Here is a 17907-nt window from a genome sequence, read left to right as displayed (position 1 = left end):
TTGTGACTCGGTTTAAATTGATTTTACTACTGCTGTAACTTTTACATTACCACCTAACTCGCGCTCGTTAACCGCATCGCCTGAGTCTATACCATGATGACTGTGATAAGGTTTTGCCACTCCAAAGTCTTCTAAAATGCTGTACAAGCAAGGTAACACCAGCAGTACCAAACAGGTTGAGGCTAAAATACCAAACACAATACTGGTCGCCAGCGGAATTAAGATCTGCGCCTGCAAACTGGTTTCGAATAACAGCGGCGTCATACCTGCTATTGTGGTCACTGATGTTAACACCACTGCACGAAAACGGTCGTGACTGGCTTGAGCGGCAGCATCATGTACTGACAAACCTTCTTTGACACGACGCTTCACAAATTGCACTAACAAAATAGAATCATTAACAACAATACCTGCCAACGAAATAAAACCCATTAGCGAGGGCATCGAGAAGTTAATACCCATAATAAAGTGACCTAAAATAACGCCTATCATGGCAAACGGAATAGACACCATGACGATTAAAGGCTCGATATAACTTTGGAATTGCAAAGCCAACAGCAAGAAAATACCTATCATGCCGAGTAACATGGCGCGGCGCATAGACGACTGAGTGATCCCCGCATTTTTAACTTCACCTTCAATACTATAAGCCATGTCGGGAAAGCGTGAATTGAGCTCAGACAACCAGCGTTTTTCGACATCTTTCACCACCACAGAGGCGGTATTAAGCTCACTGTCAATATCAGCGAATACAGAAACCGTCGGCATATTATTCACGCGGTTGATCACCGCAAGCCCTCGGGTTTGCTCGATATTAACTAACGCAGCTAATGGAATGGCAACTTGGCTTTTTGGATGAATAATCAGAAAGTTATCAAAATCACTGTATTCGTCCATACTTTGCTCTGCCAGTTTTACCGTCACTTCGTAGTTTTCGAGCCCAACATGAATGTCAGATAATTTGCTGCCTTGAAATGCAGGCCTAAGTTGCTGGGCAATGTCAGCAGAGGTAATGCCCGTAACTAATGCATCCGGTTTAAGCGTCAAGGTAAACTCAGGTTTGCCCGGCCTCAAATCGTCGGTGATATTCTGCACTCCAGGATAACCCTTTAACCAGTTTTTTAGCTCGTAGGCTGCCTGACTCAGCTGTTCTATATCGTCAGACTGCAAACGAATATCGACGGCTCTGCCCTGCGGTCCCAATTTAGGCTCTTTGAACGATAAACTCAGCGCCTCTGGCACATCACCTAATTCTTTGCGCCATAGATCCGAAAAAGCCTGTAAGTGGGTATTGCGCTGCTCGGCACTGAGTAAATCCACTGAAATATAAGCCAAGTTGGCCCCTTGATCTTGGTAGTCTGGGTTTTGCCCATACACCACAGTGCTGGCAATCACCAACTCACCAACTTCTTGCTCACTGAGTTTTGCATTGGTGCGCGCCAAAGCTTGCTCAATCTTTTGCATGGTTTGCTGAGTTTTAACCAACGGCGTGCCGTTTGGCATTAACAGGCGTGCTTGCAATACATCGCCATCAATATCAGGGAATGCAGTAAATTTCAGCACGCCAGAAATCAACATACTCAAAGACAATAAAAAGGTGGCGATCACCGTACCAAACACCAAGTAGCGATAGCGGATCAACACATGGTTCAAATGCAATATTTGCTGATTCCAATGGGTAAACTTAGCTTCAAAACGAGCGCGAATTTCACCAACACGTTGTGCCCATTTTCCATCTTTGCTTTTACTTTGTAAGGCATGACTTAAGTGGTTCGGCAAAATGAAGAAGGCTTCAATCAAAGAAACGGTGATAACAGAAATAAGCACAATGGGGATCACTTTTAAGATCTGCCCTAAATTACCCTCAATAAAGATCAAACCAACAAAAATACATAACGTAGTGACAAACGAAGAACACACCCCTGGCAAGACGACTTTCGTGCCTTGAAGTACTGCATCTTGCACTTTTAAGCCTTTTTCAATGTGCGATCCAATAGACTCGGCGATCACGATGGCATCGTCCATTAAGATCCCAAGCGCCAATAACAGCGCCACCATAGAGAGCATATTGATTGAGATCCCTAAGTGCGTCATTAGAAAGAAACTCGCTAAAAATGACACAGGTAGACCCATCACCACCCAAAACGCATATTTAAAAGAGAAAAATAGCCACATCACAAAAAATACCAACAACAAACCTTGCCACGCATTGGTGATCAACAGATTGATCCTGTCTTTCACTAAACTGGTGTTGTCGTTGGTCAAGGTTAAATGCACCCCACTTGGCAAACTGGTTTGTAACTTTGCCAGCACCGCTTCGGTGGCATGTAACACCCTAAGACTATCTTCGTTGGTGTTCTTTTTAATGGTGATAATGGCTGCAGGCGCACCGTTAAAAAAGATCTGCTTTTCACCGCGTTCAAACGTATCGCTCACTTGCCCTAAATCGGCGATGCGCACGTGATTACCTTGTGTGCCTGTGCTCACTACTACATCTGCCAACTGCTCCGCAGAGCGACGTTCGTCTTTAATACGAATTTGCGTGTCGGCTTCTGATGTTTCGAGCACACCAAGCGGCAGTTCAATATTCTGTGCAATTAAACGCTGGCTCAAGGTTTGCAAGCTCATGCCGTATTGTTGCAGCGCGTCTTGCGATGCTGTCACACGCAGCTGGTGTTTCGAAAAATCGTTGATTTCAACAATTGGAATGTCAGGATGGCGCAGTAAAGTCACTTTAACTTGCTCTGCTAAGGCTTTTAACTCAACGCGCGATAAACCGCTGTCTGCGCCATTTTGTGCCGTATGAGTGGTCACTGCGACACTCACCACATCTTGTGTACGCCCTCGCTCATTAATGGTCCATTGCTCAACCTGAACAGGAAAATCATCTATGGTATCGATGGCATTTCTAACGTCAGTACTGAACTGTTCAAAGTCACCTTGTTCAAACATTTTGACCGTCATCTGGCCAACATTTTGTCGTGCCACACAATGTTTTTCTTCTAAAAAGCTGATCCCATCTAGCGCACTTTCTAGACTTAAACAGATCTTTTGTTCGACGTTTTCTGCACTGGCTCCGGGGTAAGGCACCACGATATCGAGCTGGTACTGGTTGATTTTAGGTAAAGTTTCACGGTGAATTTGCGGTAAGCTGACTAAGCCAATCACGATAAACAGCAGCATTAAAATATTGGCTGCTGTGGGGTGCGCTGCAAAAAAGCGGATCATTATTACAGCTCCTTCACTGATGTCACCGCCAATACGGCATTTTCTGGCACTAACTGTAATTTACTGCCTGCGATCACAGGAAAAAGATCTGTGGTGATCAGTTTCGCACCGACTAACTTTTCATCTTGAAATAAAAAATAATTTTGCTGCTTCAGCGCACCACGCGTATCAAGCTTTTGTAATGTGTTTTGAGCATCGGCTAGAAGCGCATAGCGACCTTTTACCACCGCCCTCGGCACTGCAATGAAGTTTTGTTCTGTGGCTACTAATGTTACTTTTGCGCGCATACCTGCCAATAGCGGCGGCTTGTTTGCTAACTCGATATTTTTATAACTATCGTCAATGGTGACAACCACCCCAACAGTTTGGCTTTGTGGGTCTATTTCATCACTCATACGAGCAATTTTAGCCTGCCAGCGCATACCTTCATGACCCAATAACTCTACCTGAGCTTGCAAACCTTGTTCGTCAAAATAGGCGGCCATACCTTGGCCTGATAACGTTGTAATATTAGGTGGTCGTTGAAAAAAACCAGTAAATTGATGAAAACTGTTAAAGGTGAATTGGGCATTTATTTGTACTTGCGCCACATCGCTGGCGCTGAATAATGGCATGCCCATAGTGACCCATTGCGATTGCTCAATATTCACTTTATGAATACGCCCCGTAAATGGCAGACGAACTTGTGTACGCTCAATCGCAAGCTGTGCTTGTTTCACATCGGCTTGGGCTTTATTAACTCCCGCCTGTAGAGCTTTGATCTCTAACGGCAACAAGCTTTTGGTATTTTCATTACGTTGCAAGTCTTGCTGTTGCAATAACACTTGTTGCTGGGCTCTATCTAGCTCATTTTGAGATATGCTTTTTTGCTTAAATAAACGCGCTAAGCGCTCGTATTCGCTTTGCGCTATTTTGAGCTTGTTGTGGCTAAGTTTAATGTCGAGCGCATTATTTAATTGTGCGGTCTTCTTGGCTGCAAGTTCAACCTCTGCTGCAGCTAAGTTGGCATTGGCTTTTGCCAGTTGGAGTTGGTAATCACTGTCATCTATTGATAGTAATAAAGAGCCTTGCTCAAATAGCTCGCCTTTTTTTAGTGCTGGATGTACATAGATAATTTTACCCGACACCTCAGCAATACTATTAAATTGAATATTTGGCTCTACGCGCCCAAAGCCCACTATTTCTGGCTTTATTGCTCGCTGATTGAGCAACTGATAATGCGCTAATTGACCGTCATCAGTCGTAGGCTGATGCTGCATTGACGCATTTAATTTAACAATGATGACAACTAATAGAACGCCAATCGCCACTGCGATAGGCAAGTTCCTTCTTGCACTAAAATTCCACCTCATGAGTTTGTTGCTCCTTTAAGCCAAAAATAAACTGTAGATATAATTCCTTTACACGCTGTTCGCTTTGTATGTCGGCATCTTCAATTTGCCAAGCTTGCTGACGTAATGTTTTAAAAATGTAAGGTGACACCAATTGTGTCATCAGTGAAAAAGCCGCCAACTTGGCTTTTTTATGATCTTCAATGCCAGTTTCTTGTTTGATTAACTCAGGTAAAAATTGCGACACTCGTTCTGGAAACGCACTCATAAAAGCCTTCGCTAAAGGCGTGGTTTTGTTTAGAATTTCTTCCGCTAACAAATGCACAAATCCGGGGTTCGTTTGCAAGATTTGATTAAACTGACACATAAAGTGATAAACAGGGCGAGCCTGTGCATGCAAATCACCAAATTGGGAAAAGTGTTCATCAGCTAAGGCTTGGATCAGTTCAACGAATAAGCCCTCTTTACTCTCAAAGTAATATTTAATCATCGCTGAGTTTACTTTTGCCTCGGCAGCTATCTCTCGAATAGTGATCTGGCTATACGATTTTACGTTGAGTAAATGCTGTGCAGCGATAATCAGCTTAGCCTTTTGCTCCGCTTTTTTAGTTTCGCAAACAGGCCTTCCTCGAGTAACTTTTGTTGTCATTTTATTCTCTTTATATTTAATTAACCAACCGGTTAATTAAATATAAAGTTCATTATTTAGTCAACTAAAGTTTATTTTTTATTTATGGAATAGATACTTATGCTAATTCTCTTGATTGCGAGTGCCAGGTGAAGATTGCATTTACTGCTGCCATAGTTCATAACCTGTAAAGAATACTTCTAGGCTGATTAACAACAGTAAAAAACTCACTAATTGGCCAACTTTCACTTTTGAACACACATAAGCCCCGAGCGGTGCGCCAACAACAACAATGGGAATTGCAGCCAATAGATATTGTTCAATTTCAGGGGTAATCGCATTGAGATGCCAAGCATTAATGGCGCTGCCCACCAATGAAGTAAATGCCATCACCACTACAGAAGTTGCGGTCGCTTTTTTGATGTCGGCTTGGTAGGCAATGATCAGCAAAGCAAATAATGCGATATCTGAACCAGACCCCACTAAACCGCTAGCAATACCGCCAACAAACCCAACGAATAAAAACCGTCCTAGGCTAGGCTTTATATGCTCAGCACTCGGTTGATGATGTGCTTTTCTCCACCAGCGCAGCACCATGGTAATGGCGAAACACAAAAGTAGAAAACTGAAAATCGATTTAACCAATAATCTCGGCGCGAATGGGGCCACATACAACAAACTGATTGCCACGCCTAAAGCCGACATAGGCAATGCCATGAAAACGATGTTGTTATAAATAGGAATGCGACGACAAAAAATGGTGATTGCTGCCGCAGTCATACCAAAGCTCTGTATAGCCAGAGAAAACACTTTAGCAGTAGCGGGATCTATAGCTAAAACCTTGGTCATCACAGGAAATGCAACCGCTCCCCCACCTAAAGCTGTACCACCAGCCACAAAAGAGCCTAATGCCATCGTTAACGCGATCTCAAATTCATGAACTATTTGCAACAATGAGTTCGAGAGGCCTTGTAACCAAATCAATGCAGCATAAATCAGCACGGTAAAATAAAATGGCCATGACGATGGTCGCCGTAATCTTTCAATCATATTACACCTTGATCCCTTTCAATCGCCTGTTAAGTCTAACCATATGCGTTGACACTTCGTATAGTCTGATAGGACCATCTATCACTCATGTCGCAAAAACAGAGAGCTTGAATTATCTGTTATCACCTCACTCAACTTCATTATTAGATTACATAAAAATTACTTGTATCCGTCTATACGGCCCAATTTTGCTTGTTTAACACCCAGTTTTATGACAATTACTCGAGATCAGCGATTTATTTTTTTTCATTCACAATTTCTTCACTTTTAATTGCTATCAATTCCGCATCCATGCTTTAATTAATCACGCGATTAATTAAATATGAATTTAGTTACTGCACCGTCTGCAGAATTAATATGAATAAATTCATTACCTTGACATCGTATTTTAAGGAGAATGCACATGTTTTTGGGTTGTACTGAAGAGCTATCAAGTATTTTAAAGGCCATAGAGCTGTTAAAAACATCTATAAAGGACCGTTCTTTTGATCTCACTATTTTTGAAGAGGTTATGTTTTTTGCTGAAAAAGAAGCGCTATACATCGCATTAATAGATAAGTCGAACCTATCAGTTAAAACTGATTATTCAATCGAATACTCACCTAACCAACAACAACAACTGCTAAAAACCATTAATTGCACTAAATTAAACAATATTAATTTATTGAAAAGCTACGCAAAAGCGAGAAACCCATTATCTGATATCGCGACATATGATTTAGATAACCAAGACTCTGGATTTGTTACTTTGGTGGCCTTTAATAACAAACGCTCAAACACATCGGCCCCAGCGTCTTATCTAATCGAGCTCATTTTACCTTATCTACATAAAGCACAGCTGTTTAGGTACGAGTCTATGAGAGCTTATAACTCACCTATCCACTTACTTACAGGGCGTGAGAAAGAAGTGTTAGATTGGATATCATCAGGCAAAACCAATGGAGAGATTGGTATGATCCTAGGGATCAGCCAATATACGGTAAAGAACCATGTCGCGAAGATTTTAGAAAAATTAAATGCGCCTAATCGTTCTGCAGCAATGGCATTGAATAATGAGGTAAATATATTAGTTTAAGCTTCACTTTTGAGTGCGGTATTAAATCAATAATATTGTTGCGCTAAAGCACAACCTACAGGTAATTGTTTTGTTATCTGTAGGTCGTCACTTATGGCTACATTATCGTGCAAAATACACATTGCGAAGCAAGGTTATTTTTGTGCAATGAGCAAATTTAGCAACTGCAATGGAGTACTCAATCAACAGAACGCGATATAAAATCGCTGCTACCGAACTGTTTTAATCTTGTGTCGGTCGTCATTTATGGCGACATTATCGTGCAAAATACACATTGCAAAGCAAGGTTATTTTTGTGCAATGAGCAAATTTAGCAACTGCAATGGAGTACTCAACCAACAGAACGCGATATAAAATCGCTGCTACCGAAGTGTTTTAGTCTTGTGTAGGTCGTCATTTATGCTGAAAAACTAACAAGCTTGCCCGCATGCCCAACCACAACTCCACGCATACTGGAAGTTGTAACCCCCTAGCCAACCAGTCACATCGGTTACTTCACCGATAAAGTACAAACCTTTTTGCTTTTTCGATTCAAATGTCTTTGAGCTTAACTCATCGGTGTCTACACCACCCAAGGTCACCTCAGCGGTTCTGTAACCTTCTGTGCCATTAGGTTTGATCTGCCACTGGTGAATGTATTTTGCAACTTTATCAATTTCAGTGTGTGTTAATTGATTCAATGCTTTATCTGGAATAGCTTGTTCGTTGATCAGCACTTCAATGAAGCGCTTTGGCAAGATATTAGACAAGGTGTTCTTTAAAGACTTACTGCCTTGCTCTTTGCGCCATTGGTGAATAGCTTCATCTAATTGAAGGTCTGGCAATAAGTTTATGGTTACCGCTTGCCCTGCTCGCCAAAATGATGAGATTTGCAAGATAGCGGGCCCTGATAAACCACGGTGCGTAAATAAAATATTTTCTCTAAATTCAGTGCCGCATTCACTCGAGACCAAACATGGAATACTCACCCCTGATAAACCATCAAAACGCGTTTTATCATGATCATGAAGAGTAAATGGCACAAGCGCCGCCATTGTCGGCAACACCTTTAAATTAAATTGCTCTGCGATTTTATAACCAATCGGCGTAGCACCAAGTTTCGGCATAGTTAAGCCACCTGCGGCTACAACCAGCGACTCACAGGTAAAGACACTATCTGAGGTAGTTACCTGATAACCGCCTTCTGCTAACTCAGAGACGCTTAATACTTCATTTCTGAGGTGTAATTCAACGCCCGCCCATTCACATTCTGTCATGAGAATATCAACGATATCTTGTGCGCTATTGTCGCAAAATAACTGACCTAAGGTTTTATGATGGTAAGCAAGCCCATGACGGTCAACAAATTCTATAAAATCATGTTGTGTATAGCGGCTTAAACAAGATTTAACGAAATGCGGATTACCACACAAGTAATTTGCTGGGCTTGCGCCCTCGTTGGTAAAGTTGCAACGCCCACCGCCACTGATCAAGATTTTACGACCTGGCTTTTTGCCCATATCAACAACTGCAACACGTCTGCCTCGATAGCCAGCCTGAGCTGCACACATTAAACCCGCAGCACCTGCACCAATAATCACCACATCGTATTGCAACATATTTTTCTCTGTTTAGCCGAAATCGGGGAGGATTATACCTTGATGGTGGGTCTTTTGTGCAAACAAGCATAAAATTAACACAAAATTACTAGCTATTTACATATGTTTACATTACTAGTTAAAACTCTAAACTTTCATTTAAATTTAAAAAAACCTTAATAATCAATACCCTTTTAAATTTAAAAGACGTTTATCCATCCATATATAACCATTGCACATACACTAATAACCAAACTTCCTCTTTCAAAAAATTAACTTTTATTTTACTTTTCTTTCTCGCCGCAGTTTGGCGAAGAAAAACAACAAGTGACTATTGGGAAACTATTATGACAATTAAAACACCATTTAAATTAGGCGCACTTAGCCTAGCAATGGCCTCTGCGATGGTAGCAGGTTCAGTTTCAGCTTTACCTTTTCAAGACCAAGTAAACACACCTTCTGTTAACCAAACAGCGGCAAAACTAAAAAGCCAGTCAACGCTTGGCACTCAGTTCATCATCAAATATAAAGACAACATGCAACAGCAAATGATGATGTCAGCTGAGTTCGGAGATCTTTCTCCAGCAATGATGAATCAACGCGCTCAGTCTTTTGTTAAGAACTTTAAAAGTAAAAAAGCAAAAGTAACACCTCAGTACGTACGTGCAATGGCGTTAAGCAACCACCACGTAATGCGTGTTAACAAAAAACTATCAGCGCTTGAAGCAAACGAATTAATGCAAGAAATTGCAGCATCTGGCAATGTTGAGTACATCGAAATTGACCAAATGCTAAAACCAACTGCGACTCCAAATGATCCACAGTACTCTGATCAGTGGCACTATTTTGAAAATACAGCGGGCATTAACGCACCTGCGGCATGGGATAGCGCAACCGGTGCTGGCGTTGTAGTTGCTGTGCTTGATACAGGTTACCGCCCTCACGCAGATCTAAACGCTAACCTACTACCTGGTTATGACATGATCTCAAACACACTAGTTGCCAATGATGGTGGTGGTCGTGATTCAGACGCGAGCGATCCAGGTGATGCGATTTCTGCAAACGAGTGTGGATACACACACGGTGCACAAGGTTCAAGCTGGCACGGTACACACGTTGCGGGTACGGTTGCGGCGGTAGCAAACAACGGCGAAGGGGTTGTTGGTGTTGCTTATGACTCAAAAGTTGTGCCTGTACGTGTACTTGGTAAATGTGGTGGTTTAACATCTGATATCGCTGACGGTATTATCTGGGCTGCAGGTGGTTCAGTGTCTGGCGTTCCTGCAAACCCTAACCCAGCTGACGTAATCAATATGAGTTTAGGTGGCAGTGGTGCTTGTAGTTCAACAACGCAAAACGCAATTAACCAAGCACGTGCAAATGGTGCGGTAGTTGTTATTGCTGCAGGTAACGACAACGATAACTCAGCAAACTACAACCCAGGTAACTGTTCTGGCGTAGTGAACGTTGCTGCGGTAGGTCGTAACGGTGGTCGTGCTTACTACTCAAACTATGGCTCAAACATTGACGTAGCAGCACCGGGTGGCGCACAAAGCTTTGCAAATGACCCTGAGGGTGTTTTATCTACTTACAACTCAGGTTCAACAACACCAAGCTCTGACAGCTATGCTTACTCTCAAGGTACATCAATGGCAGCACCTCATGTTGCAGGTGTAGCGGCACTAATCAAACAAGCTAAGCCTTCAGCGACGCCTGATGAGATTGAAACGATTCTTAAGAATACAACAAAGAGCTTCGGTGCGACTTGTAACAACTGTGGTACGGGTATTATCGATGCAGCTGCAGCAGTTGCTGAAGCATCTGGCGGTGTAGTTGAGCCTCCAGTAGGTGACAATGTACTAGCTGATGGCGTTGCTAAAACAGGCCTTAGCGGTTCGCAAGGCGGCCAAGACTTCTACACAATGGAAGTACCAGCAAACACAAGCAAAGTAACATTCACGATGAGCGGTGGCACAGGTGATGCTGACCTTTATGTTAAAGCAGGTAGCAAGCCGACTACATCGTCATACGACTGTCGCCCTTATAAAGGCGGTAACAACGAAGTATGTACCATCGATAACCCAGCAGCAGGCACGTATCACGTAATGCTTCAAGGTTACTCTGCATACACAGGCGTAAGCTTACAAGGTGATTTAACTGCGGGTGCAACAGGCCCACAACCTGGTGGTATCACTGAAACGAACCTTTCTGCAAGCCGTGGCAATTGGGTTTACAAAACAGTTGATATCCCTGCGGGCATGACAAGCTTTACAGTGACTATGTCTGGTGGTTCTGGTGATGCTGACCTATATGTAAGACAAGGTAGCCAACCAACTACTTCAACTTACGATTGTCGTCCGTACAAAAACGGTAATGCTGAAACTTGTACATTCACAAACCCACAAGCTGGTACTTGGCACATCGGTTTACGTGCTTACAGCAGCTTCTCTGGTGTGACACTAGACGCACAATATAAGTAATTTCTACCCTACTTATTAGGTCTCTTATAACAAAGCCGAGTTCAGCTCGGCTTTTTTGTGTTTGCATTTTTGTCGCCATAAATGACGACCTACATAAGATTAAAACACTTCGGTAGCAGCGATTTTATATCGCGTTCTGTTGATTGGGTACTTCATTGCAGTTGCTAAATTTGCTCATTTCACCTTGCGCAAAAATAACTTTGCTTCGCAACGTGTATTTTGCACGATAATGACGATAAAACCACAGATTGAGTACTCCATTGCAGCAGTTAAAATTGCTTATTTCACCTTGCGCGAAAATAACCCTGCTTCGCAACATGTATTTTGCACGAAAATGACGGCCTAAATAAGATTAAAATACTTCGGTAGCAGCGATTTTATATCGCGTTCTGTTTTGAAAAAGGTTGCGCTTAAGTGCAACAAGCTAACTAAACCTGCCCTCATAAATGACGACCTACATATGATTAAAACACTTCGGTAGCAGCGATTTTATATCGCGTTCTGTTTTGGAAAAAGTTGTGCTTTAGTGCAACAAGGCTTTTTAATTGATGCTATGAATTGAATTACCCGACATAAAGTCGGTGCTACCGAAACATAAAACACCTTGTCGCCATGAACGATGATAAAACCACAGGTTGAGTACTCCGTAGTTGCTGATAAGATTGCTCACTTAACCTTGCTTCGCGCACTGTAAATGAAAAGCTCTGGTCGCTGTGTTGTTTTACATCCATGTAGCTACGCCCATCGAGTATCCTTACCCTCACCTCCTCGTACTGCGAAACTTCGTTTCGGTCTTTATAATAGTGAGTTGTAATACTTCCATGTAGCATGGGTCCGGTTCGGCCATCCAAGGCCTCACGCTCAACGCTAGTCTTGCTGTGCGCACTATAAATGGAAAGTTCTGGATGAAGTGTTGTTTTACATCCATGTAGCTTCGCCCATCGGGTATCCATACCCTCACCTCCTCGTGCTGCGAAACTTCGTTTCGGTCTTTATAAGAGTTGAGTTGTAATACTTCCATGTAGCATAGGTCCGGTTCGGCCATCCTAGGCCTCACGCTAAACGCTAGTCTTGCTGCGCGCACTCGCAAGCCTCAAGACGCGTTTCGCCCTTGCGCAAAAGTAACCTTGCTTCGCAACGTGTATTTTGCACGATAAGTCGGTGCTACCGAGAATTCAGAAATCACTATATAAATTGACTTTACATCACACTCATTTACATAAAGCGCCTGATAAACCGTCACCTACAAACTAACTCATAACTTTCATCTCGTAACTCACTAACTAAAAGTGCCCCGGTATCGAACTTAGAAATTACATTTAGGAATGGAATGGACAGGTCAACCATCATCTGAAGTTTGAAATGCGGCCAGATCACTATTCGGTGATCCAGCCTGAGAAACATTTATAATTAGCGGTACTCAAATAATAATTCATACAGATAAAAATTAGCTGTATGTGACATTTTTTCATTAAAATGGTTGCTATCCCTCATAATAAACTCACCTTCAACCATAGTTATGCAAGTATCCAAATTACACATTTTATTATGAGTATCAATTAACCTGATTTTATTGCTTGAATTATTAAAGACAATCTTCCAAATAGAACTGTCACGATTCATAACTTCACTAACAGGTATTCCATGCTTAATATCAAACCCACATCCCTTGAAAAGCAGGTCTGACTCATTTGCAAAAAGACAAGATATTGGGTCGCCGTCAAATGAAGGGATATCTCTTATAATTGATACTTCATATTTATTCGTAAAGTTCGGAAAGCTAATTTTTTCAACCAATAACTCTACTTCTTTTTCATTTTTCTTATCAAACCTGTATGCAAAAATTATTTTATCTGCCCCCAGACTTTCAAGAATAGTATTAACTTCTCTCCAATTTTCTATCAGTTCACTGGGTTGAAGAGAAATACGAAAAATATCAGATTTATACCCTGACTTATATATTGGCAGCATATGTCGAGAGTGACTATCACCTATCAATACCGTAGTGCCTTTTACTTCCCCGTTAGCAACCTTAAATACATCAATACCCTGTACTTTCTCCACAGAGAGGTAATATTTATTATCAGTCATTCTCTCTACAGATGAATAATTACTCAACGACTCTGGTGTCCTATAAGATGCTCCATTTGTAATGTATATTCCTATAGAAAAAATCAAAGAAAGAACTAAACCTATAATTCCAATATGCTTTCTTCGCTCAATAAAATAATAAGAAAAAACACCAACAACAACACTTACAACAAACAGGAATAATACTTCCTTATTACTTATATAAGCGTTTCTAAGATAAATCCTCTCAAAAGCAATCACGGGCCAATGCCATATATATATAGAGTAACTCCAATCACCAAACTTTTTAAGTGTCTTATTTAAAACAAAAAATGGTGTTATATTTTTATCCATCAACATCAAAGGAAGGATTAAACTTGGAAAAAACAAAATAGAATAGTTAGGCCAGGATTTAAGTAAAATTTGTTCGCCAAAAAAAACACAGATTAAAAGCAGAGAAATAAAAGAAACTACAGCCAACTTTTTATCAGAAATCTTTATGTCAGCTCTGTTGTAAGATACATAAAAAGCGATAAAGAACAAAAATATTCTTGGTATTGGGTCTAAATAGTTTATTGATGAAAAAGTCATCATATAAAATGTATATATACCCGATAAAAAAACCATAACCAGCGAGAAGCTTTTTAATTTTTCTTTAGGTAGAAGTAATAATGAAATAAAAACAGCAATATAAGCTAAAAACTCATTTCCAAGTGACCAAGTATGTAGAAGTGGTTGAAATATTGATTCTTGATCGAAGTATCCCGTGTTGAACATAAAATAGAATTGGCTAAGGAAAGCAAAAGAGCTCAATGATGAGTTTGCCAAACTCAAGTACTCTCCAGGTAATTGTAAGAAATAGCCTAAAACTAATGTTGTAAATACTACAGCAGAGAGAGCGGGTAGAAGTCTACGAATACGAGCTTTAATAAACCCCCATGCATCATACTTCGGAAGAATTATGGGCATTAAAAATCCGGATATCAAAAAGAAAATATCAACCCCTATATATCCAAACTTAAAAACATCCACATCCAGATGAAAAAGCAGTACTAGAAGTACTGAAACACCTCTAAGTAACTGTATATTGACATTAATCATATGTACAACTCTAATTCTACAAAGGGATAAATTGTACAGTAATCTGGTCACCAAAAAAAAAAGAATGTAAGAATTTTTCAATTCACAGCGCAATAGAAAAGCTAGTAAGTGCGAGTTTTGAATTAACAGAAAAGAATTTAGCTCAAATTAAAGTGTAACTTCCCCCAAGAATGGGGCAATCCAAAGTGTCACGGCCTATCAAGTCTATAAAGAGAAGCCGACATACATGTTAGCGGCGTTCGAAATATCTGGCTAATGGGAAATATGGATACTACAGCGTTATGATTAGCAAAACTTGAATAACTCGGTAATATTAATAGTGTGACTACGCCAAGGTCGCTTGGCACTTATACCGTCAGCACCTCTTGGTAATCACACAACTAGAAATTAAAGACTCTTCACAAATTTTGTGAACTCAGGACCTAACGCTTCGTCACGCATTGCATATTCAACAATGGCTTTTAGGTAACCCATTTTATCACCGCAATCGTGTACTCGACCGCTCATATGGAATGCTTCTACAGTCTCTTGCTCCATTAGCATATCGATAGCATCAGTTAGTTGAATTTCACCGCCAGCACCAATTGGTGTTTTCTTAAGGAGTGGCCAAATGTTTTTAGACAACACATAGCGCCCTACTACAGCAAGGTTTGAAGGTGCATCTGCAACTGCAGGCTTTTCAACCATAGTTTTGATTGGCGCACTTTCACCCGCATTCAGTTCAGCACCGTTGATATCAGCAATACCGTACTTACTGACATCTTCTTGTGCTACAGGCTCAAGCATGATTTGGCTAGCACTTGACTCTCTAAAACGAGCAATCATCGCAGCTAAATTTTCAGAGCTTTGATCTGCCGTGTACTCATCTAGAATTACATCAGGTAGTACCACAACAAAATCGTCTTCACCAACGATTGGACGCGCGCACATAATTGCATGACCTAATCCTTTAGCTTCACCCTGACGTACATGCATAATGGTTACGTCTTCTGGGCAAATACCGCGAACTTCATCTAAAAGCTTACGCTTTACACGCTTTTCTAGGGTAGCTTCAAGTTCAAAACTCGTATCGAAGTGGTTTTCAATGGCATTTTTAGAAGAGTGTGTGACTAACACTATCTCTTTAATACCAGCAGCAACACACTCTTTCACAATGTATTGAATAAGAGGCTTATCAACTAAAGGTAGCATTTCTTTAGGAATGGCTTTCGTCATAGGGAGCATACGAGTACCAAGGCCCGCTACTGGGATAACTGCTTTCATAATTCGTCCAATTTATTATTTATCGCCATATTCTTTGGCATTTTCGTTATTTTAACGGCCTTTCGAGTCGAATAACAACCCGTAAAGTACTATTAAAAGCTTTACTCTGGGATTTGTATTTCTGTTTTTGGTAATAAAGGAGCTAACTTATTCTTAAGTACTTGTTTTGCAGATTTATCACCATGTACAAGCTTGATCACGCTTGGCGGACTTTTCATCTTAGTGGCAAACCGAATTAGACCTGCTTGATCGGCATGGGCAGAGTAACCGCTGATAGTGTAAATCGCAGCATTGATATTTACACGCTGGTTATTAATAAACACATAACCACCTCTAGTACCATATTTTTGGATGTTTCTCCCTAAAGTGCCTTTAGCTTGATAACCCACAAATAAAACGTCCGCCTTAGAGTCAGGTAGAAATGCTTCAAGGTAATTTACGATACGACCGCCATTACACATACCGCCAGCAGCGATAACAATCGCGGGCTTATTTCGCGTTCTTAGATAATTCACCACTGCAACATGCTCTTTGTGATCGCCTATTGTGACAACACTAGAAAAGTCCAAAGGGTGTCGCCCTTGTTTTACACGGCGCTTGGCTTCGGCATCCCACAGTTCTTTAAATTCTAGATAAAATTCAGTGAAATTGGCCGCCATAGGTGAGTCGATAATGACCTCTATACTCTGCCAGACTGACTTTTGAGATGCGCTATGAATAATTTGCTCTAACTCATAGAGTAGCTCTTGAGTTCGACCAATACTGAAAGCAGGGATAAGCACAACACCATTATCACTAACAGCCTTCTCAATCACTTGTTTTAGCTTTTTAGTACGCTGCTTTCTACCATCATGGTTTTTATCACCATAAGTCGATTCAAGTACGAGTACATCGGCTTTATAAGGTGGTTTTGGCGTAGGTAAAAGAGGCGTGTAAGGCGCACCCAAGTCACCAGAAAAAACTATGCGCTTACTTTTTTTGGATTGTTCATGACATTGCCCTATATCAATTTCAGCATATGCAGAACCCAATATATGACCTGCACGCTGAAATCGTATTTTTGCCTCAGACTCGCAGCTTAAATTAACTTTATGCCATTGATTAAACTCTAAAGGTACAATCAGTTTATGTAACAACTTGAGGCAGGTATTAATTAATGCTTGTTCTCGTGTAACGCCAACTTTAAGTGCATCTTCTATCACAAGCGGTAATAATTTGGCTGTTGCGGGGGTACAATAAATAGGCTTGGAAAAACCTGCGGCCAACAAATAAGGAATACGCCCAACATGATCAATATGACAATGGGTGATGATAAGCGCTGAGACGGTTTGAATATCAAATTCGATACTTAGAGGTTGCCGAGATTCTTCTCCTTGGAACAAGCCGCAATCAATGAGCAAGCTAGATTGCTCGCTGATAACCAGCTCATGACAAGAACCGGTTACCCCTTGGGTTGCACCATGGTGTTTTATAATTATTTCGCCATCTCCACTTGGCATAGTGTGCTCCTTTTTTAAACAAGAGCAACAATATCTAAGTTACCGGTTTGGGTAAAGTGAAGAAAACGATGGTTGGTGAAGAGATAAGTTGGATAATTGAGTACTCCATAGTGACTGTTAAATTTTCCCTTTTCACCTGTCGAAAAAGTAACCTTGCTTAGCAACGTGTATTTTGCACGATAATGTCGCAATAAATGACGACCTACACAAAATTAAAACACTTCGGTAGCAGCGATTTCATATCGCGTTCTGTTGATTGAGCACTCCATTGCAACTGCCAAAATTGCTCATTCCACCTGGCGCAAAAATAACCTTGCTTCGCAACGTATATTTTGCACAATAAGTCGGTGCTACCTAATAAAATACATTGGCGCAATAAATGACGACCCACACAAAATTAAAACACTTCGGTAGCAGCGATTTCATATCGCGTTCTGTTGATTGAGCACTCCATTGCAACTGCTAAAATTGCTCATTTCACCTTGCGCAAAAATAACCTTGCTTCGCAACGTATATTTTGCACAATATGTCGGTGCTACCTAATAAAATACATTGGCGCAATAAATGACGACCCACACAAAATTAAAACACTTCGGTAGCAGCGA

10 protein-coding genes are annotated in these 17907 nt (G+C 41.1%); 2 read left to right on the top strand and 8 right to left on the bottom strand.

Going from position 1 to position 17907, the window contains the following annotated elements:
• Positions 1-12: 12 nt before the first annotated feature.
• From AC1HJP_RS12690 to AC1HJP_RS12675, 4 genes are all read right to left on the bottom strand, one after another.
• Complete coding sequence (locus AC1HJP_RS12690) at positions 13-3228, bottom strand: efflux RND transporter permease subunit (protein WP_480362144.1); 3216 nt, start codon at positions 3226-3228, stop codon at positions 13-15.
• A 2-nt stretch (positions 3229-3230) separates the two neighbouring features.
• Positions 3231-4580, bottom strand: a complete 1350-nt coding sequence (locus AC1HJP_RS12685; protein ID WP_480362143.1) for an efflux RND transporter periplasmic adaptor subunit — start codon at positions 4578-4580, stop codon at positions 3231-3233.
• Entirely contained in the window at positions 4564-5208 is a 645-nt protein-coding gene (locus tag AC1HJP_RS12680) for a TetR/AcrR family transcriptional regulator (protein WP_480362142.1), read from the bottom strand. Before AC1HJP_RS12680 ends, AC1HJP_RS12685 begins: the two co-directional genes overlap by 17 nt.
• 141 nt (positions 5209-5349) lie before the next feature.
• Complete coding sequence (locus AC1HJP_RS12675) at positions 5350-6237, bottom strand: sulfite exporter TauE/SafE family protein (protein WP_480362141.1); 888 nt, start codon at positions 6235-6237, stop codon at positions 5350-5352.
• Between the two features lie 403 nt (positions 6238-6640).
• On the opposite strand from AC1HJP_RS12675, the gene AC1HJP_RS12670 reads away from it, so the two are divergent.
• Positions 6641-7312, top strand: coding sequence for a response regulator transcription factor (locus AC1HJP_RS12670; RefSeq protein WP_480362140.1), 672 nt, complete (start codon positions 6641-6643; stop codon positions 7310-7312).
• A 410-nt stretch (positions 7313-7722) separates the two neighbouring features.
• On the opposite strand, the gene AC1HJP_RS12665 is transcribed toward AC1HJP_RS12670, so the two are convergent.
• Positions 7723-8910 (bottom strand): BaiN/RdsA family NAD(P)/FAD-dependent oxidoreductase, encoded by a 1188-nt coding sequence (locus tag AC1HJP_RS12665; protein ID WP_480362139.1) that lies wholly within the window; start codon positions 8908-8910, stop codon positions 7723-7725.
• 326 nt (positions 8911-9236) lie between these two features.
• Here AC1HJP_RS12665 and AC1HJP_RS12660 point away from each other — a divergent pair, with 326 nt between their 5' ends.
• A complete protein-coding gene (locus tag AC1HJP_RS12660; RefSeq protein ID WP_480362138.1) occupies positions 9237-11369 on the top strand; it encodes a S8 family peptidase in 2133 nt (710 codons plus the stop codon).
• A gap of 1410 nt (positions 11370-12779) precedes the next feature.
• Here AC1HJP_RS12660 and AC1HJP_RS12655 read toward each other — a convergent pair.
• The 3 genes from AC1HJP_RS12655 to AC1HJP_RS12645 form a co-directional block, all read right to left on the bottom strand.
• The gene (locus tag AC1HJP_RS12655) at positions 12780-14540 is read right to left on the bottom strand and encodes an acyltransferase family protein (RefSeq protein WP_480362137.1); all 1761 of its coding nucleotides are present in this window, start codon (positions 14538-14540) and stop codon (positions 12780-12782) included.
• A 387-nt stretch (positions 14541-14927) separates the two neighbouring features.
• Positions 14928-15803 carry a UTP--glucose-1-phosphate uridylyltransferase GalU gene (galU, locus tag AC1HJP_RS12650; protein ID WP_480362136.1) on the bottom strand — a complete coding sequence of 292 codons (876 nt, stop codon included), beginning with the start codon at positions 15801-15803 and terminating at the stop codon, positions 14928-14930.
• 101 nt (positions 15804-15904) lie between these two features.
• Positions 15905-17281, bottom strand: coding sequence for an MBL fold metallo-hydrolase RNA specificity domain-containing protein (locus AC1HJP_RS12645; protein ID WP_480362237.1), 1377 nt, complete (start codon positions 17279-17281; stop codon positions 15905-15907).
• Positions 17282-17907 lie beyond the last annotated feature (626 nt).

The organism is Pseudoalteromonas sp. NFXS53 (genome assembly GCF_056629255.1).
This window is presented reverse-complemented; position numbering and strand designations above follow the sequence as displayed.

Bases quoted from the DNA above. Each gene is read 5' to 3' on its own strand.
- AC1HJP_RS12690 (WP_480362144.1), bottom strand. From the start codon at position 3,228: ATGATCCGCTTTTTTGCAGCGCACCCCACAGCAGCCAATATTTTAATG.
- AC1HJP_RS12685 (WP_480362143.1), bottom strand. From the start codon at position 4,580: ATGAGGTGGAATTTTAGTGCAAGAAGGAACTTGCCTATCGCAGTGGCG.
- AC1HJP_RS12680 (WP_480362142.1), bottom strand. From the start codon at position 5,208: ATGACAACAAAAGTTACTCGAGGAAGGCCTGTTTGCGAAACTAAAAAA.
- AC1HJP_RS12675 (WP_480362141.1), bottom strand. From the start codon at position 6,237: ATGATTGAAAGATTACGGCGACCATCGTCATGGCCATTTTATTTTACC.
- AC1HJP_RS12670 (WP_480362140.1), top strand. From the start codon at position 6,641: ATGTTTTTGGGTTGTACTGAAGAGCTATCAAGTATTTTAAAGGCCATA.
- AC1HJP_RS12665 (WP_480362139.1), bottom strand. From the start codon at position 8,910: ATGTTGCAATACGATGTGGTGATTATTGGTGCAGGTGCTGCGGGTTTA.
- AC1HJP_RS12660 (WP_480362138.1), top strand. From the start codon at position 9,237: ATGACAATTAAAACACCATTTAAATTAGGCGCACTTAGCCTAGCAATG.
- AC1HJP_RS12655 (WP_480362137.1), bottom strand. From the start codon at position 14,540: ATGATTAATGTCAATATACAGTTACTTAGAGGTGTTTCAGTACTTCTA.
- galU (WP_480362136.1), bottom strand. From the start codon at position 15,803: ATGAAAGCAGTTATCCCAGTAGCGGGCCTTGGTACTCGTATGCTCCCT.